Source organism: Kitasatospora sp. NPDC058218, from assembly GCF_042882445.1.
Lineage (GTDB): Bacteria > Actinomycetota > Actinomycetes > Streptomycetales > Streptomycetaceae > Kitasatospora.
The window spans coordinates 185,520-203,641 of the sequence record NZ_JBHVWC010000001.1 but is presented as its reverse complement, the minus strand read 5'-3'; the positions used below and the strand labels follow the sequence as shown (position 1 = coordinate 203,641).

General features: G+C 73.5%; 17 protein-coding genes. 13 read left to right on the top strand and 4 right to left on the bottom strand.

Annotation, left to right across the window (positions count from 1 at the left end; genetic code table 11):
• Positions 1-23 precede the first annotated feature (23 nt).
• The 13 genes from ACFVYI_RS00760 (at position 24) to ACFVYI_RS00700 (ending at position 13,768) form a co-directional block, all read left to right on the top strand.
• A complete protein-coding gene (locus tag ACFVYI_RS00760; RefSeq protein ID WP_387879910.1) occupies positions 24-1,292 on the top strand; it encodes an aspartate aminotransferase family protein in 1,269 nt (422 codons plus the stop codon).
• Positions 1,293-1,348: 56 nt separating this feature from the next.
• Positions 1,349-2,296, top strand: coding sequence for an ornithine carbamoyltransferase (locus ACFVYI_RS00755; RefSeq protein ID WP_387879907.1), 948 nt, complete (start codon positions 1,349-1,351; stop codon positions 2,294-2,296).
• 110 nt (positions 2,297-2,406) lie between these two features.
• Positions 2,407-4,743: a lantibiotic dehydratase gene (locus tag ACFVYI_RS00750; RefSeq protein ID WP_387879904.1), complete on the top strand. Its 2,337-nt coding sequence runs from the start codon at positions 2,407-2,409 to the stop codon at positions 4,741-4,743.
• Positions 4,740-6,266: an amino acid adenylation domain-containing protein gene (locus ACFVYI_RS00745; protein WP_387879902.1), complete on the top strand. Its 1,527-nt coding sequence runs from the start codon at positions 4,740-4,742 to the stop codon at positions 6,264-6,266. The genes ACFVYI_RS00750 and ACFVYI_RS00745 overlap by 4 nt, the downstream gene beginning before the upstream one ends.
• Complete coding sequence (locus ACFVYI_RS00740) at positions 6,263-7,252, top strand: threonine/serine dehydratase (protein ID WP_387879901.1); 990 nt, start codon at positions 6,263-6,265, stop codon at positions 7,250-7,252. The genes ACFVYI_RS00745 and ACFVYI_RS00740 overlap by 4 nt, the downstream gene beginning before the upstream one ends.
• A gap of 45 nt (positions 7,253-7,297) precedes the next feature.
• Positions 7,298-7,558 carry a phosphopantetheine-binding protein gene (locus tag ACFVYI_RS00735; protein ID WP_387879899.1) on the top strand — a complete coding sequence of 87 codons (261 nt, stop codon included), beginning with the start codon at positions 7,298-7,300 and terminating at the stop codon, positions 7,556-7,558.
• Positions 7,559-7,569: 11 nt separating this feature from the next.
• On the top strand, positions 7,570-9,867 hold the full coding sequence (locus ACFVYI_RS00730) for a lantibiotic dehydratase (RefSeq protein ID WP_387879897.1): 2,298 nt from the start codon (positions 7,570-7,572) through the stop codon (positions 9,865-9,867).
• Positions 9,868-10,054: 187 nt separating this feature from the next.
• Positions 10,055-10,360, top strand: a complete 306-nt coding sequence (locus ACFVYI_RS00725; protein ID WP_387879894.1) for a hypothetical protein — start codon at positions 10,055-10,057, stop codon at positions 10,358-10,360.
• A gap of 1 nt (position 10,361) precedes the next feature.
• Complete coding sequence (locus ACFVYI_RS00720) at positions 10,362-10,883, top strand: DUF6879 family protein (protein WP_387879892.1); 522 nt, start codon at positions 10,362-10,364, stop codon at positions 10,881-10,883.
• Between the two features lie 9 nt (positions 10,884-10,892).
• Complete coding sequence (locus tag ACFVYI_RS00715) at positions 10,893-11,741, top strand: helix-turn-helix domain-containing protein (RefSeq protein WP_387879889.1); 849 nt, start codon at positions 10,893-10,895, stop codon at positions 11,739-11,741.
• 157 nt (positions 11,742-11,898) lie between these two features.
• A complete protein-coding gene (locus ACFVYI_RS00710; protein WP_387879887.1) occupies positions 11,899-12,321 on the top strand; it encodes a hypothetical protein in 423 nt (140 codons plus the stop codon).
• Between the two features lie 155 nt (positions 12,322-12,476).
• Positions 12,477-13,244, top strand: a complete 768-nt coding sequence (locus tag ACFVYI_RS00705; RefSeq protein ID WP_387879884.1) for a hypothetical protein — start codon at positions 12,477-12,479, stop codon at positions 13,242-13,244.
• Positions 13,241-13,768, top strand: coding sequence for a GNAT family N-acetyltransferase (locus tag ACFVYI_RS00700; protein WP_387879881.1), 528 nt, complete (start codon positions 13,241-13,243; stop codon positions 13,766-13,768). Before ACFVYI_RS00705 ends, ACFVYI_RS00700 begins: the two co-directional genes overlap by 4 nt.
• 107 nt (positions 13,769-13,875) lie before the next feature.
• On the opposite strand, the gene ACFVYI_RS00695 is transcribed toward ACFVYI_RS00700, so the two are convergent.
• From ACFVYI_RS00695 to ACFVYI_RS00680, 4 genes are all read right to left on the bottom strand, one after another.
• The gene (locus ACFVYI_RS00695; protein WP_387879879.1) at positions 13,876-14,598 is read right to left on the bottom strand and encodes a hypothetical protein; all 723 of its coding nucleotides are present in this window, start codon (positions 14,596-14,598) and stop codon (positions 13,876-13,878) included.
• 279 nt (positions 14,599-14,877) lie between these two features.
• Positions 14,878-15,432 (bottom strand): GNAT family N-acetyltransferase, encoded by a 555-nt coding sequence (locus ACFVYI_RS00690; protein WP_387880025.1) that lies wholly within the window; start codon positions 15,430-15,432, stop codon positions 14,878-14,880.
• 7 nt (positions 15,433-15,439) lie between these two features.
• Entirely contained in the window at positions 15,440-16,171 is a 732-nt protein-coding gene (locus tag ACFVYI_RS00685; protein WP_387879876.1) for a lasso peptide biosynthesis B2 protein, read from the bottom strand.
• On the bottom strand, positions 16,164-17,984 hold the full coding sequence (locus ACFVYI_RS00680) for an albusnodin/ikarugamycin family macrolactam cyclase (RefSeq protein WP_387879874.1): 1,821 nt from the start codon (positions 17,982-17,984) through the stop codon (positions 16,164-16,166). Before ACFVYI_RS00680 ends, ACFVYI_RS00685 begins: the two co-directional genes overlap by 8 nt.
• Positions 17,985-18,122: the final 138 nt, after the last annotated feature.

The following is an 18,122-nucleotide window of genomic DNA, read 5'->3' as shown; positions in this document are numbered from 1 at the left end:
CCTCCTCGCCCCAAGGAAGCGCCATGACCACCGCCACCACCACCGACACCTCCGTCTTCGAGAAGCTCGAATCCGAGGTGCGGATGTACTGCCGCACCTTCCCCGTGGTGTTCGAGCGTGCCAAGGGCGCGCTGCTGCACACCGACGACGGCCGGGCCTTCATCGACTTCTTCTGCGGCGCCGGCAGCCTCAACTACGGGCACAACAACGACGCGGTCAAGCAGCGCGTGCTGGACTACCTCGCCGCCGACGGCGTGATGCACGGCCTGGACATGCACACCGTCGCCAAGCGCGAGTTCCTCACCCGGTTCAACGAGGTCGTCCTGCAGCCGCGCGGACTCGACTTCAAGGTGCAGTTCACCGGCCCGACCGGCACCGACGCGGTGGAGGCCGCCCTCAAGCTGGCCCGCCGGGCCACCGGCCGCACCGGGCTGACCGCCTTCACCGGCGGCTACCACGGCATGTCGCGCGGCTCGCTGGAGATCACCGGCAGCCGCCGCGCCCGCCGGGCCGGCGGGGTCGCCGGCGGCGACGTGACCTTCGTGCCCTTCGAGGACGGCCCGCTCGGCCCGTTCGACTCGATCGACCTGATCGAGCGGCTCTGGGCCGACCCGTCCTCCGGCACCGAGCCGCCGGCGGCGGTCGTCGTCGAGCCGGTGCAGATGGAGGGCGGCGTCTACCCGGCCGGCCGGGAGTGGCTGCGCCGCCTGCGCGCGGTCACCGAGCGGTACGGCGTGCTGCTGGTCCTCGACGAGATCCAGTCCGGCTGCGGCCGCACCGGCACCTTCTTCGGCTTCGAGGACGCCGGGATCGTGCCGGACATCGTCACCGTCTCCAAGTCGCTCAGCGGCTACGGCCTGCCGCTCTCGCTCACGCTGTTCCGCCGCGAGCTCGACCTGTGGCAGCCCGGCGAGCACACCGGGACGTTCCGCGGCAACCAGCTGGCCTTCGTCGCGGCCACCGCCGCGTGCGAACTCTGGCAGCAGGACGCCTTCCTGACCGGCCTGCGGCAGAACTCGGCCCGGCTCGACCGGTTCCGGGCGGACCTCGCCGCGCTCGACCCGGAGCTCGTGCTGCGCGGCCGGGGCATGGTGCTGGGCATCGACACCGCCCGGACCGGCGGCCCCGACCGGGCCGAGCGCGTCCAGCGGTACGCCTTCGACCACGGCCTGATCGTCGAGCGCTGCGGCCGGTACGACGAGGTCCTCAAGGTGATGCCCCCGCTGACCATCGGGCCCGAGCTGCTCGACGAGGGCCTCGGCATCCTGCACGACGCCCTGCGCGCGGGCTGACGGCCCGTCACCCGCCACTCGCCGCCTGTCACCCGCCGCCCGAGGAGGAACCCCCGATGCCCCGACCGCCCCGCCGCCACCTGGTCTCCGTCGACGACCTCACCGACCGCGAGCTGCGCTGGATCGCGCACCGCGGCGCCCAGTACGCCGCCGGGGAGTGCGAGAGCGCCCGGCCGCTCGCCGACGCCGTCGTCGGCGTGCTGTTCCGCAAGACGTCCACCCGCACCAGGACGGCGTTCTCCGCGGGCGCGCTCCGGCTCGGCGCGAAGCTGATCACCTACGGCCCCGGCGACCTCCAGGAGAACACCGGCGAGAGCGCCGAGGACACCGGCGACGTCCTCTCCAGGATGCTCGACGTGCTGGTGGCCCGCACCGCCGGCAGCACCGAGGAGCTCCGCGCCTACGCCGCCCAGCAGCGGATGGCCGTCGTCAACGCGATGAGCGCCGCCGAGCACCCCACCCAGGCGCTCACCGACCTCACCACCATGCTCGGCCGCTTCGGGCGGATCGAGGGGCTGAGCGTGCTGTACGCCGGCGAGGGCAACAACACCGCCTCGGCGCTGGCCCTCGCACTGGCCCGCTTCCCCGGCACCGAGCTGCACCTGCGGACCCCGGCCGGCTACGGGCTCGACCCGGTCTACCTCGACCGCGCCCGCACCCTCGCCAAGGAGTCCGGCGCCCTGGTCGAGGAGCGGCACGACATGGCCGACCTGCCGGAGGCCGACGTCGTCTACACCACGCGCTGGCAGACCACCGGCACGGCCAAGGCCGACCCCGACTGGCGGCGCTCCTTCGAGCCGTTCCGGGTGGACGCCTCCGTGCTCGCGGCCTGCCCCGGCGCCGTCTTCATGCACGACCTGCCGGCGCACCGCGGCGACGAGGTGACCGCCGACGTGCTGGACGGCCCCGCGAGCATCGCGTTCCAGCAGGCCGAGAACAAGTACCACAGTGCCCGCGCGGTCCTGGAGTGGTGCCTCGGCGGCATCCCGGCCGAGCAGGCCTGACGGTCGAACAGGCCTGACGGTCGAACAGGCCTGACGGTCGAACAGGCCAGACGGTCGGCCGGCCACCGGCGGACGACCCGGCGCACGTTTCCCAGGGAGGTACCTCAGCAATGTCCGACACCATACGAATGCCCGGCGGTGGGTGGCGCCTGTGGCCGCACTTCGCGCTCCGCGGGCCGGGCTTCCCCGCCGCCGGGGTGCTCCGGCTGGCGCCGGAGGGCCTGGCCGCGGCCGCCGACAAGTTCACCCCCGGGGAGACCCCGGCCGCGGCGGACTGGGAGGCCTTCGAGGAGACCTTCACCGCCGCCGCCGTGCAGACCGCGCGGGACCTCCAGGAGATCGCCGCCTCGGCGCCGTTCCGGGCCGCGGTGGCCTGGCAGAACCGCGCGGTGCTCGGCACCGGCATCAAGTCGTTCCTCGACTGGACGCCGTCCGCCGAAGGCCGCACCAGCATGCCGCGCCAGCGCGAGGAGCTCGTCGCCCACTACTGGCAGCGGTTCTGCGTCAAGAACGACACCATCGGCTTCTTCGGCCCGGTCGGCTGGGGCACCTTCGACACCGCCCGACGCGGCGTCGACGTCCACCCCGGCACCGGCCTGGTCGCCGACTCCCGGGTGTACTTCTCCAGTTGGTCCATGGACGCGCTGGCGAAGGCGATCGACCGCGACCCCCGGGTCCGCGCCTGGACGCCGCCGCGCCCGGTGCCGTTCGTCCGGGCCGCCGAGGGCACGGTGCACCTGCCCGGCCGCCCGCCGCAGCCGGCCGCCGAGCCCGCGCTCACCGTGTTCCGGCTCTGTGACGGCCGCCGGACCCCGGCCGAGATCACCGAACTGGCCGCCCGGGAGCTGGGCCGGCCGCTGCCCGCCGCGGAGGTCACCGCCGCCCTGGAGTGGCTGGTCGCCCGCCGGCTGGTGCTGTGGAGGCTCGACGTACCCGCCGGCACCTACCCCGAGCAGGAACTGCGGGCGATGCTGGAGCGCATCGGCGACGCCGACGTGCGCGAACCCGCGCTGGCCCGGCTGGCCGTGCTCGAACAGGGCCGCGACCGGGTGCAGCGGGCCGGCACCGACCCCGAGGAGCTGACCGCCGCCCTCGCCGCGCTGGAGGCCGACTTCGCCGGGATCACCGAGGTCGCGGCGGTCCGCGAGAAGGGTGCCCGGACGGCGCCCAACCGCGCCCTGGTCTACTCCGACACCCGCCGGTCCGCCACCGCGACCGTGGGCACCGCCGTCCTGGAGCAGCTCGCGCCGCTGGAGCTGTGCATGACCGCCGCGCGCTGGCTGACCAACCGGTACGCGGAGTCCGTCGGCGCGCGCATCCACGCGGCCTACCTCGCCCTGCGCGAGCGCGCCGGCGGCGGCCCGGTCGACCTCGGCTCGCTCTGGTTCGCCTGCCTGCCCGCCCCGCACCCGGAGTCGATCGCCGACGCCGACCGGATCCAGGCCGACCTGCGCGAGCGCTGGCGGCGGATCATCGACGCGCCGGCCGGCGCCCGGCGGGTCACCCTCGCTTCGGCCGACATCGCCGAGCAGGTCCACGAGGCGTTCCCGGACGAGGGCCGGGGCTGGTCGCTCAGCCGGTACATCAGCCCCGACCTGATGATCATCGCCGAGGACCTGGGCGCCGTCGAACGCGGCGAGTTCGAGCTCGTCATCGGCGAGCTGCACATCGCGATGAACACCCTCGGCCAGTCCCTCTTCGTCCACCAGCACCCCGACCGCGAGCAGCTGATCGACGAGACCACCCGCGACTTCCCCGGCCCGCGCCTGCTCCCCATGCTGCCCAAGGAGCTACCGCTCAAGTGGTCCGCCCGCAGCCGGCAGGCGCTCTCCCGACCGCAGGACCACTACGTCGCCCTCACCGACCACACCGCCGACCCGCACCGCCCGCGCACCGTCCGCTCCGGCGACGTCCTGGTCGAGGAGCGCGACGGCCGACTGGCGGCGGTGCTGCCCGACGGCTCGGCCTTCGAACTGCTCGACGTCTTCTGCCACGCGCTCACCAACCGCGTGATGGACCGCTTCACCCTGCGCTCGGACGGCGACCACTCGCCGCGGATCACCATCGACTCCACCGTGGTGGCCCGGGAGACCTGGCGGTTCGCCGGCGCCGCCCTCGACTTCGCCGACGAGAAGACCGAGGCCCGGCGGTTCGTCCGGGCCCGGCAGTGGCGGGACGCCCACGAGCTGCCCCGCTTCGTCTTCGTCGTCTCCCCCACCGAACCGCGGCCGTTCTTCGTCGACTTCGACAGCCCCGTGTACGTCACCATCCTCGCCAAGGCCGCCCGCCGGCTGGCCCGCAAGGACCCGGACGCCCGACTGACCGTCAGCGAGATGCTCCCCACGCCCGAACAGGCCTGGCTCACCGACGACCAGGGCCGGCGCTACACCTCCGAACTGCGCCTCGTCGCCGTCGACCGGACGACCGGGACGGAGGAGCCGGCATGAGCACCCCCGCCGGGGCCACCTTCGTCGACGCCATCCGCGCCCACGCCGACCGCGCACCGCACGCCCCCGCCCTGCTGACCGCCGACGGCCCGGTCGGCTACGGCGAACTCGCCGCCCGGATCGACCGGCTCGCCGCCCACCTCGCCGCCCACGGCCTCGGACCGGAACGGGTCTGCGCCCTGGCACTGCCCCCCGGCACCGACGCCGTGGTCGCGACCGCCGCGGTCGTCCGGACCGGCGGGGCGTTCCTCGCCCTGGACACCGAACTGCCCGACGGACGGCTCTCCGTCCTGGCCGCCGGCGGCGGCGCGGCGCACCTGCTCACCACCGCGGCCCTGGCCGACCGCCTCGGCCCGCTCGTCGACGCGCCCGCCCTCCTGCTCGACCGGCTGCCCGCCGAGGCACCGCCGGCCCCCGCGTACCCCGCCCCGCACCCGCGCTCGCTCGCCTACGTCAGCCACACCTCCGGCTCGACCGGCACGCCCAACCCCGTCCTGATCGAACACCGCGGCCTGGACACCTACCTGCGCGCCGTCGCCCGCGACAACGACCTCGGTCCCGGCACCGTGACCCTCCAACTCGCCCCGCCCGGCTACGACGCGTCCATCCGGGACACCTTCGCACCGCTCGCCGCCGGCGGCTGCGTCGTCCTGGTCGAACGCTCGCGCCTGCTGCGCGCCGACGCCTTCGCCGACACCGTCGCCGAGTACGGCGTCGACACCGTCCTCAGCACCACCCCCTCCTTCCTCACCTTCCTCGCCCAGCACCCCCGCGCGGCCGAACGGCTGCGCACCCTGCGCCTGCTCTGCTCCAGCGGCGAGTCGCTGCGCCCCTTCCTCGCCTCCGGCGGCCGCGCCCTGGTCGGCGGCCGCCTGGTCAACCAGTACGGGCCCACCGAGTGCACCATGACCTCCACCCGGTACGAGGTGCCGGCCGAGCCGGACACCGCCACCGACACCGTCGGCACCCCGATCGCGGGCACCGTCGTGCGGCTGCTCGACCCGCAGGGGCGTGACGTCCCTGCCGGGCAGGTCGGCGAGGTGCACATCGGCGGCGCCGGAGTGGCCCGCGGCTACGGCGGGCTGCCCGGCCTGACGGCCGACCGCTTCCCGCCCGACCCGTACGGCCCGCCCGGCACCCGGCTCTACCGGACCGGCGACCTCGCCCGGCGCAGCACCGACGGGACCCTCGACTACCTCGGCCGGGCGGACCGCCAGATCAAGATCCGCGGCCACCGGGTGGACCCGGCCGAGATCGAGGGCGCCCTGCTCACCCACCCCGACGTCACCGGCGCCGTGGTGACCGCCGAGACCGACGACCGGGGCCGGACCTGGCTCGACGCCCACGTCACCGGCCCGCTCGACGGCACCACCGACGCCCGGCTGCGGGCCCACCTCGCGCGGACCCTGCCGCCGCACATGATGCCCAGGCGGTTCACCCGGCTGGAGCGGCTGCCCGTGACGCACAGCGGCAAGGCCGACCGGCGGGCCCTGCGCGCGCCCGTGCCGGAGGCCGTCGCGTGAGCGCCGCCGACACCCGCCTCGCGACCGCCACGGACACGCCCGTCGGGCCGGCCGACGTGCTGGCCGCCGCCGAGCGGATCGCCCCGCACGTGCGGCACACCCCGCTGCTGCGCTGCGACACCCTGCCCGGGCTGCCCGGTCGTCCCGGTGTGCCCGGTCTGCCCGGCCTGCTCGTCAAGGCCGAACACCTCCAGCACAGCGGGTCGTTCAAGCTGCGCGGCGCGGCCAACGCGATGCTCGCCCTCGGCGCCGACGAGGTCGTCGCCGGCTCCTCCGGCAACCACGGCATCGCGGTCGCCACCCTCGGCCGCACCCTCGGCGTCCGGGTCACCGTGGTGATGGCGGCCGGCGCCGCCGAGGCCAAGGAGCTGGCGATCCGGGCGCTCGGCGGCCGGGTCCTGCGGGTGCCCGGCGGGGTCGCCGAACGCGACCGGTACGCCAAGGAGTTCGCCACCCGCACCGGAGCGGCACTGGTGCCCTCCTCCGACCACGCGCTGGTGATCGCCGGACAGGGCACCGTCGGCCTGGAGGTGTTCCGGGACGCCCCCGAACTCGACACGATCTTCGTCCCGGTCGGCGGCGGCGGCCTGCTGGCCGGCGTCTGCCTCGCGGCCGCGCACCTGCCCAGGCCGGTCCGCGTCATCGGCGTGGAACCCGAACAGGCCCGGCGCTACGCCCACTCGATCGCCGCCGGCCGGCCGGTCGAACTCCCGCCCAGCGACACGGTCGCGGACGGACTGCGCGGCCAGCGGCCCGGTGAGCTGACCCTCCCGATCGTCCGGCACCGGGTCGACGAGCTGATCGGCGTCGACGACGCGGCGGTCCTGCGCGCGATGGACCTGCTGCACCGCGCCGGCATCGCGGCCGAACCCAGCGGCGCCGCGGCCCTCGCCGGGGCGCTGCGGTCCGGCGCTGCGGGCCGGAGCGCGGTCGTCGTCTCCGGCGGCAACTCCGCCGCGGTCCTGGCCGCCGCCGCGAAGCGCTGAGCGCCCCTCCTCTCCCCTCTACCCACCCCTTCGGAAGGACCGACCATGACCACCATCGACACCGCCGAACTCACCGCGCGGATCACCGGGTTCTACCGCGAGACGCTCGGCGACGACGGCCTCGACACCGACAGCGACTTCTTCGAGGCCGGCGGCGACTCGCTCGCCGCCTTCCAGATCGTCGACCGGCTCCAGGAGCTGCTCGGCGCCGAGATCGCCGTCGCCCTGGTCTTCACCTACCCGTCCCCCGCGGAGCTCGCGGAGGTCGTCGTCGACGACCTGTCCCTCGCCTCCGCGTCGGCCTAGGGGGCACCGGAATGCACGAGGAATCCGTCTCCCTGAGCGGCCGGTGGCGGCTGTGGGACCAGGTCGCGGTGCGCGGCCCGGGGTTCCCGGCCGATGGGGTGCTCCGGCTGGCGCCGGAGGGCCTGGGCGCGGCCGCGGACAAGTTCGGAGCCCGGGACAAGCTCTCCGGAGCCGCCTGGCAGGCCTTCGAGGAGGAGTTCGCGCAGGCCGCCGTGCGGGCGGCCGGGAACGCGCAGGAGATCGCCGCCTCCGGGTCGTTCCGGGCCGCCGTCGCCTGGCAGAACCGCAGTGTGCTCGACTCGGCGATCCGACCGTTCCTCAACTGGTCGCCCGCGACCGAGGGCCGGACCTTCAAGCAGCGCCAGCGCGAGGAGTTCGTCGCCCACTACTGGCAGCGGTTCTGCGTCAAGAACGACACCATCGGCTTCTTCGGCCCGGTCGGCTGGGGCACCTTCGACACCACCCGGCCCGGCATCACCGTGGACCCGGGCACCGGGCTGACCTCCTCCTCGGAGGTCTTCTGGTCCAGCTGGTCGATGGACGCGCTGGCCCGCGAGATCGGCGCCGATCCGGCGGTGCGCGCCTGGACGGCCCCCCGCCGGGTGCCGTTCGTCCGGCTGGAGGAGGACGCCGTACGCCTCCCCGGCCGCCCGGCGCGCCCGGTACCGGCGCACACCCTGCGGGTGCTGCGGCTCTGCGACGGCACCCGCTCGGCGCACGCCGTCCAGCAGGAGATCGGCCCGGACACCGACGTGCCCGCGCTGCTCGACGAACTCGTCCGGCTGCGCTGGATCACCTGGCAACTCGACGTCCCCGCCGACATCCGCCCCGACCGCCGGCTCCGCACCGCCCTGGAGCGGATCGGTGAGCCCACCGTGCGCGCCGCCGCCCTCGCCCGGCTCGACGAGCTGGAGCGCGCCCGCGACGCCGTCCGGGCCGCGGCCGAGGACCCCGAGCGCCTGGTGGCCGCCCTCACCGAGGTCGAGCAGACCTTCCAACGGGTGACCGACGCGGCCGCCAAGCGCGAGAAGAGCGGCACCACCGCGCCCGGCCGCGCCGTGGTCTACCAGGACTGCCGCCGCGCGGCCCGGGTGACGCTCGGCAGCGACGTCCTGGCAGCGCTCGCCCCGCTCGACCTGCTGATGGACGGCGCCGCCTGGCTCGCCTCCGCCCTGGCCGCCCGGGTGGCCGGCCGCGTCGCCGAGGTGTACGAGAAGCTGCGCGCCGAGACCGACCCCGGCCGCCCGGTGGACCTCGCCACCTTCTGGTTCGCCTGCATGCCCGTCCTGCACGGTGCCGCGGGCGCCGACGCCGCCGAGCTCCAGGCCGAGTTCGAGCGCCACTGGCAGCGGATCCTGCCCTCCTCGGACGGGGTGCGCCGGGTCAACGTCGCGGCCGCGGACCTCGCCGACCGGGTCGCGGAGGCCTTCGGCCCGGCCGCCGCCGCGGGCTGGACGGCGGCGCGGTACATCAGCCCGGACATGATGATCGCGGCGGAGGACACCGCGGCGATCGACCGCGGCGAGTTCGAACTCGCGCTGGGCGAGCTGCACCTGGCCTCGAACACGCTCGGCAACGAGCTGTTCGTCAACCAGCACCCCGAGCCCGGGGAGCTGTTCGACCGGACCGACCGCGACCACCCGGCGCCGCGGCTGATGCCGCTGCTGCCGAAGGAGCACAAGGCCCGGCTCTCCGCCCGGATCCGGCACGCGCTGGTCCGCCCGCAGGACTACCAGGTCGCCCTGCTCGACAACACCGCCGACCCGCACCGCGACCGGACGACGCCGAGCGCCGACACCGTGGTGGAGCAGCGGGACGGCCGGCTGGTCGTGGTGCTGCCCGACGGCGCCGTGTTCCCGGCGATCGAGGTGTTCTCGCACGTGCTGACCACCCTGGTGATGGACCGCTTCCGGCTCCTGCCGGAGGCCGACCACTCCCCCCGGATCACCATCGACCGCATGGTGGTGGCCCGGGAGACCTGGCGGTTCGTCGGCTCGACGCTGGACTTCGCGGACGAGAAGACCGAGCCCCGCCGGTTCGTCCGGGCCCGGCACTGGCGGGACGCCCACGAGCTGCCCCGCTTCGTCTTCGTGGTCTCGCCCACCGAACCGCGGCCGTTCTTCGTCGACTTCGACAGCCCGGTCTACGTCAACATCCTCGCCAAGGCCGCCCGCCGACTGGCCCGCAAGGACCCGGACGCCCGACTGACCGTCACCGAGATGTTCCCCACCCCCGAACAGGCCTGGCTCACCGACGACCAGGGCCGGCGCTACACCTCGGAGCTGCGCCTCGTCGCCGTGACCGACTGATACACCGGTCCCACCCCGCACCACCGACCCCGGGCCGGGCTCCCCAGGAGCCCGGCCCGGTCGCGTGCTTGACAGGATCCCACCCACCGCCCGGGACCTGGCCGGGCCGGAACCTCTCACACCCACCTTGGAGCTGATGATTCGTCAAAAGGCAAAACCCTGACAGGTCGGTCGTACACACGCCACGATGGAGCCCACCGGTCCGCACCTGCGCGGCACCGCGTTCACAGGGAGCATCGTGCAGCCTCTACAGTTTCTGGGGATCATCCCGAACACCCCGACCGAAGACTCGCCGACCATCTGGCGAGACCCCGAGAACGGGGACCTGCTCATTCAGTCGTACAAGGCCAGCGAAGAGGATCTGAGGCGCTGCGAGGAGGTCGGCTCGATTCCCGGCCACTCCACTGAGGTCCCCCCGCACGAGACCGTGATCAGGCTCCCCGAGGTCATGATCAAGTTCGTCCTTGCCCTGGGCAAGGACGCGAAGGAGTGACGTGACATCGCCCACCCGTGAAGGGCTGGCCAAGGCAGTTCGATCGGCCGTCCACCTGGAGTTGCGCGACGCCTACGGCGCGAGTGACCCGGAGTTCGTCCGATGGCAGCAGGGGCACCGCTACGCCCCCGAGGACCGGCCGGACTGGTTCCAGGGCTGGGCCGACGCCGTTCGGGACGCCGTGTCGCGCGGCGTCGTCGTGCGGCGGCTCCGCATCGTCTCCGAACCGGTCACCGACTACATCAAGTACGAACACCACGTCACATATCTGAATCTGGCCGCTGGCGAACAGGTCCGCTGGCTTCGGCGTGCCCGGATCAGGAGCACTCCGCTCCCCGCGAACGACTTCTGGCTGTTCGACGGCGCGTTCGCCGTTCTCAACCACTTCACCGGCGATGGCGAGATCGACCACCGGGAAGCGTTTGATGCGACCGCGGAGCCGGAGACGGTCGGATTCCTCCACACGGCCTTCGACCCACTCTGGGAACTCGGCACTCCGCATCAGGAGTACGAGCCCAAGTAGCAGAGTGGCATGCGTACATCTCGCTCATCGAGCATCCAGCAGGCCCGGAAGGTGTTGGCTGATCGGCTGCGCGAACTCCGCCGGCAAGCCGGGCTGACCGGGCATGCCCTCGCGGCGCTCTGCGGCTGGCACAAGTCGAAGGTCTCCCGGATCGAGAACGCGGTCACCGCACCGTCAGAGCCGGACGTCCGCGCATGGTGCCGCGCCTGCGACGCGGAGGGGCAGGCCGACGACCTGGCGGCGAGTCTCAGGTCCGTCGAAGGCATGTTCGTGGAGTGGAAGCGCATGGAGCGCACCGGTCTCAAGCACGCGCAGGAGGCCGTCCTGCCGCTGTTCGAACGAACGGCTCGCTTTCGCTGCTACCAACCGGGCATCGTTCCCGGCCTGTTGCAGACTAGGGCCTACACGACAGCGATGCTCCGCGCCACCCAGAAGCGCCGCGTGGCAGTGGACGACGTGGACGCTGCCGTACAGGTCCGGATGGAGCGGCAGCAGCTCCTCCACGATCCCGGACGAACCTTCGCGTTCCTGATCGAGGAAGCGGTCCTGCTCTCCGGGCTGGCCGGCCCTCAGGTGGCCGCGGATCAGCTCAACCACCTGGTCGTCGTTTCATCCCTGGCCAGCCTGAGCCTGGGGATCGTCCCGCACCGGCGGAACCGTGTATCGATGCAGGTAGAGGGTTTCTGGATCTTCGACAACACCCAGGTCAACGTCGAGTTGGTTTCCGGCTACCTCACCATCACACAGCCGTCCGAGGTCTCGTTGTACGCCGGCCGGTTCCGCGATCTGGCCGAGTCCGCCGTGTACGGTGCCGCCGCTCGGGACCTGATCACGAGAGCCCTCGACACGCTCGGGTGATCGGTGTGCAACTCGGTAGAACTCACTGGAGAGAGACTGATCGCAACTCCTACGGTCTCACTCGCCACCCCGCCACGTTCCCGGGCCGGGCCGGCACCACCTGGCACCACTGCCCAGCCGCCCGGCCGAGCATCGCCAACCCTGTTTGGAGGAGCCGATGAGCACCGCCACCAAGCCCGACGTCGAACTGGACGAGCTGGGCAAATTCTTCACCATCGCCGCGCGCCGGTTCGACGCCGGTCAGGCCGCGCCCGAGATGTTCTCCACCGCGATCGACACCGCGTGGCACACCCTCGCCGCGGACCCCGCGGCCCACCGCGCCTTCGGCCTGCAGCACGCCGGCAGGGAGTTGGCCCACGTCGAAATGGCGGGCCACGGACCCATCACCTGGGTGGCCGCGTACGAGGCGGCGTACGGGCCGCTCCCGGAGATCTGGTTCACCGACATCGACGGCACCGTGAACGCCGAGGCCCTCGCGAGGTACCGGGAGAGCGGCATCGTCGTCGCCGAATGGGACTGTGGTCCCAGGCCCGGCCCCGGTGACGGCGACGACATGGTGCCGGAGAAGTCCACCCGGTGATCACCGTCCCATCTGACGGAGCGTCTCGGCCGACCGCCGGGGCGCTCCGTCTCACCGAGGGCCGGTCGGATAACCCGACCGGCGTCGACGTGGGCGGCTACCTCGCCGGGCTGAACGAGCACTGTCCCTTCCTCGCCCCGTCCACGGATCGCGCAATGACGGGGTGGACCGTCTACGCGGTCGCGCCCGGCACCCACCAGTACGCGCCCACCGTCAGCATCAAGCTGGGCACCGGGGAGGCCGCCGAGGTCACCGCCCGGGAAGCCGCCGTGCTGGACCAGCTCCCGGGCTACACCGTGACCGCCGGCCGCTGCGTGAACGGCGTCTGGTGCGTCACCCCGTGGCTGGCCGGTCCGTCCACCTGGAAGGTGTTCCAGCCGCTCCGCAGGGGCGCGCTGGACCGAACCCGGCCGCGGGCCGCAGCGGTCGACCTGTGCCGCGCGGTGGCCGACCTCCACGACGACGGGTGGATTCACGGCGACCTCCAGCCCCAACACGGTGTCCACACCGAGGACGGCGTCCGGCTCCTCGACTTCGCGTGGTCCCGCCGGCTCGGCAGCACGCCGTGGGTCACGTTCGACGGAACGATGATCCACCTCACCGCCCCCGAACTGGCCGCCCGGATCTCCACCGGCCCCCAGCCGGTGCAGACGACGCAGACCGCCGATGTCTACGCCCTCGCGGGCACCCTGTGGACCTGCACCACCGGTGACTGGCCCCTCGACTACGAGGCCGCCGGCATCGACCGTACGGACGGCGTGGCGCCGATCCGCGAGGCCATCGCCGCCCGAGTCGTACCCGTCGCGGCCAAGACGCCCTGGCCCGAGTTCCAGACCGTCCTGCGCCGGGTCCTCCTCGCGGAGGACGCCGACCGCCCCACCGCCGGTGAACTGGCCGACCTCGTCGGGGAGGTCGGCGGGTGATCGAACTACGGGAGCTGACCCCGATCGACGCCCAGGCCCTTCAGCTCATCTACAGCCCGGAGTCGACCAAGTACCTCGGTCGAGCCCCGATGGACGCCCCCGAGGCCCGGTTCCACGCAGGCAATGCCGCGGCGTCCGCAGACCAGAGCCCGCGAACGCTCTACATGCTCGGTCTCACTGCGGCCGGCGACCTGCTGGGGGTGGTCAAGCTCCACCTGGAGCGCCCACCGGCCACGGTCAGCTATATCCTGCGGCCGGACGCATGGGGACGCGGTTACGCCACCGAGGGGTTGCGGCGACTCCTCGCCCTGGCCTTCGGACAGCTCGGGCTGCCCATCGTCCACGCCAAGCACCACCCGGACAACCCGGCCTCGGGCCGCGTCCTTGTGAAGGCCGGCTTCACCCACACAGGCCGGGTCTCCGGCTTCGAGACCTACCTCACCCGGCCGCCCCGCCCAGCCTCGGCACCACGAGCGCAGACCCGAGGCAACCCTGCCGCCTCGACCGCCCAGCGGCTGACCTGACTGCCGTACGCGCTGTCAGGCTTGCCTCGGCGCCACCGAGGCAAGCCCGGACGACAGGGCGCGGTCGACATCGCGATGGCCTGGGCCGGGCGACAAGATCGGCCGGTTCAGCTGGGACGGCTACCGGTGAGTGCGTGCCAGCGGTCGTGTGCGGCGTCGAGGGCTTGCCGTGCCTGCGGGATGCGGGTGTCGCCGCTCTGCCGAGCGGTGACCGCGTCGAGGTGGAGCCGGGCCTTCGTCTGCTCGGTGGTGTCGGTCCGAACACGCCGGAGGTCGGCCTCGGCCTGCCGGAGTAGGGAAGGCCGTTCCCGCTGGAACGCCTTGGCGCCGGCGATGGCGTTGTGGACGTCGACGACGAACGTGCGGACCTGCTCCTCGCCGACCTCGGCGACCGGGTAGGTCATCAGGTGCTGACGTCCGTCCGGACCGACCAGGTAGACGTGGCCGGCCGTCGGGGAGTGCTCGGCGCGAACGGCGATCTCGTGCAGGGGAAGATCGGCGCGCCACTCGTCGGTCTGCACGTCGAGGACGTACTCGTAGAGGGCGAGAGGGCCGAGTTCGGCGCGGTACCCCCCGCGGCCGGGCTCCCGGAGGTGGGCGACGTGCAGTTCGGCGTCGCGGACCCGGCGCCGGTGGGAGGCGGTGGCGGCTTCGACGGCGGCCCGTGCGCCCGACAGTTCCTTCTGCGCGGTCCGTTCCAGACCGCGTAGGGCACCTCGGGCGGTCTGGAGATCGCGACGCGCAGCATCGTGCTCGTTGCCGAAGGCGTACTTCCAGCCGCCCGGATACCGGTGGAGCTGCCAGCCGACCGCCACTGCGGCTACCAGCACGAGCAGTGGTATCCAACCCCCGACGTTCACGACGCCCTCCCCTCGTGGCACTTGCCGCCCCGGCCCGGACCGCCACGTCGGGCGGCCGGCCGCCCCGACGACTATCGGCAACCGGATGCCGCCCGTCAAATCCTTTGGGGAGAAGTACACATGGCGCGCGGGGGCTCGCTCCGCCGCGGCCCGGCGGCAGACGCCCCGCCAGCGGGCACGCGTCGCGCAGAGGGCGAAACAGCGTAGGTCTGGCGCTGCCCGGGGAACGTGATCACGCCCCCCGAGTGATTACTCCGGCAGCAGGCGCGTGATCACCGAGGGGCCGGTGAACTCGCTGGCGAGCGCGTCCATGATCAGTTCGTCGCAGATCTCGCCGAGCCAGTACCCGGCCGCGCGCAGGGCGCCAACGGTGTGGAATCCGGCCTTTTCGTAGGCGCGGATGCCGGCTTTGTTGGGGGCCAGCACCTTGAGCCAGACCATCCGCAGATTGGTGATGTGGAAGGCGTAGTCGAGGGTGAGGCGGGTGGCGGCGGTGCCCAGGCCCTTACCGCGGGCTTCGGGCGCGAGCATTACGACGTACTCGGCCGTGCGGACGGACGGATCGGGCAGCAGGGTGGTGACTCCGGTCGGGACCGGCTGTTCGCCGGTGAGGTCGTAGACGGTGAAACGGATGTTGTCGCCGCGAAGCTGACGGGCGATGCCCTCGGTGCGGACCTCCAGCGACTCGGGCTGCTGGCGTCCGTAGCCGACGAGCAGCGCGGGATCCTGTTCCCAGCGCCAGTAGGTCTCCACAAGGTCGGCGCGGTAGGGACCGAGGCCGCAGGTGTCGTCGCGGACCCAGATGGTCGGCTCAGGGCTGGCGGTGATGGCGGGCTCCGAGGGTGAGGACGGGCGTGTAGGCCCCGGTGGACGGTGGCTCGGCGACCGGGGCGCCGTCCTCAGTCTGCACCCAGGCGTGCAGCCGTACGGGGTCGGCGGCGATTCCGTGACACCAGGTAACGGCGAGGCGGCGGGAGGCCAGCAACAATGCGGTGGCGGCGGACTCCTCCAGGCAGGCAGTTCGGGCTGGGGAGTGCCATCCAGCCGCTCGGACGGCGAGGACGGCGGCCGCCGCCTGTTCGGGGGTGGCCGGGCGGCGGCAGCTTGACGCGGCCCGGTGGACGACATTGATCACCCGGAACATCGCGGTGCGGCGCTCGCCGGCGGCCTCGACGACGGTGATCGCGGTGAGGGCTGCTGCGGCGCCGAGCAGAGCCCGGGCCGGGACGGAGGCGGGGCGGGTGATGCCGGCGAGGTGTTCGGTGGTGCCCCAGCTCGCACTGGTGGTGGCTGCGCGGATCACCGGCCACTGGGTGGCGGCTGGTGCTGGGGCGAGGAGCCCGGCGGTCAGGAGCTGGGTGGCAAGCCGTTCGTTCAGGTGGCCGGTGCCGCCGGTGCGGGCGGCGTCGCGGAAGCGCTCGGCGGTGGCGGGCAGCAGGCCCTGGACGTGGCCGGTGCGATAGTCGACGAGGACCAGGACGTGGCCGAAGTCGGCGGCGCGGACGTGCGGCGGCGGGGCGGCGAAGGCGGGCAGATCAGCCACGGAACTCACTCCCTGCGGGGACAGTCCATGTGGGGGCGGGGTCGCGGTGATGGGCGGTCAGCCACGCTTCGACAGTGAGGGCCTGTTCGAGGGTGGCGAGCGGCATCGGCAGCCCGGCGGCGGCCTGGACCAGGTGCCTGCGGAACGGGCCGGGTTGGAGCAGGCCGAGGGCGGCGAGGTAGTTGTCGGCCAAGGCGGACAGGTCGCTCTGGTTCACCCGCAGACCGGTGTAGTGGTCGGCGTCGAAGCTGCCCTTGGTGGCGCGGGCGGCGGTCTCCGGCGGCAGAAGGCCGGACATCGCGCGGGCCAGGACGGGCTTGTAGACGTGCAGCGGCGGGCGGCGCCCCAGCGGGGTGGCCAGCACCGCGTCCACCACCAGCGGGTCGAGGAACGGGTTGTACAGGGCGACACCCGAGGCGGCGGCGAGCTGGGCGTCGGCGGCGGCGGTGCGGGCAACCTCGCGGATCTCGTCCACCAGCACCCGCACCGCGAAGTCCAGGCCCGGGAGCTGATCGGAAACGGCAGCGGCCTGCCGGGCTGCCTCGGTCAGCAGCCCGGCGGCTTGGTCGCCGGCCCAGGCGGGGTGCGGCAGCAGGGGAAACCAGGCGACCTTTCCGTGGTCGTTGCGCCCGGGTGTCCCAACCGCGTGGGCGAGAGCGGCCAAGGCCTGGTCGCGGGTGGTGCGGGCGGTGCAGGCCGCGTCCCGCAGCAGCGGGCCGACCCGGGTGTGGCGGAGCCTCGCCCAGCCGAACGCCTCGCCCGCCGCGCGGCGGAAGCGGTGGTGGCGGATCAGGTCGGCGAGGTGAATCGGGGGCTGGAACAGGATGCTGTCACCGCCGTCGCCGGTCAGGTGGGTGCGGGTGCCCAGCGCGTCGCGCATCCACTCCAGCTGGCCCGTCAGCCGGGCCCGGGCGAGCGTGGAGGGCGCCGGTTCGTCGGTCACTGGGATGTGGGTGATGGCGGTGTACGGCAAGTGCTCGTCGGTGAGCGGCAGCAGATGGTGGGCGATCCGGGACGGGTGGCTGGCCGCGGCCAGGCGGGCGTGGTGCAGGTCGGCTCCGCCGAGGTCGCCGTCGGGGTGGACGGTGACGGCGTTCAGCCGGTGCCCGGCAGGCAGGGCCGTGGCGGCGAGCACCGTGATGCTGGTGGAGTCCAGACCGCCGGACAGGTCGCTCGACAGGGCCGGGTCGGCAGCCGTCCGCAGGGCGACCGCGGCGGCCAGGGCTTCGCGAAGCCGGATGTCGGCCGGCCAACCGGGCACGGGCTCGGGCCGCCAACTGGTGGTGACGCGCCAGGCGGTGCCGTCGGCGGGCAGTTCGGTCCGGGCACCTGGCGCAAGCTGGTCCACGCCGTCGAAGAACGAGCGGCCTGCAGCCAGGGCGGGCACCGATGGCAGGAACACCGCGCACGCCAGGCGCTGGGTGTCGATGGCGGCCCCGATCAGGGAGGCCAGCAGCCGGGAGGAGGTCGACCAGGCCCAGCCACCCCTCCAGCGGGTGGCGTATACGGGCTGGGCGGACGCCGGGTCGGTGTGCACCACCGCCCCTGCCGGGGTCTCCTCGACCACGGTGTAGGTGCCGGGCCAGCGCCAGGTGACGTCCGGGGGTGGGCCGGCCTCGGCCAGTAACGACAGCTCGAAGTCTCTGGCCCCACAGTGGCCGAGCACCAGGACCCGGCGGTACCCGCCGGCGGTCGCCAGCACGGCGGCCGGGCCGTCGCCGAGTCGCCAGGCCGCCGATCCGGGCGCCAGCAGAGCCGCGCCGACGGGCAGGGGTTGCTCGGTGGAGGTGGTACTGAATCCTCCGAAGATCACGGCGTACTCCCGGGTGGGTGGGTACGGGGGACCGCAGGTGGTGGGGGCCCCGCGGGCGGGGGGGGCCCCCCCCCGAGGGGGAGCGGGTGTTATGATCGGGGTGGTGTACGCTGGGTCGCCGGGGCAGCGGCGCCGGGA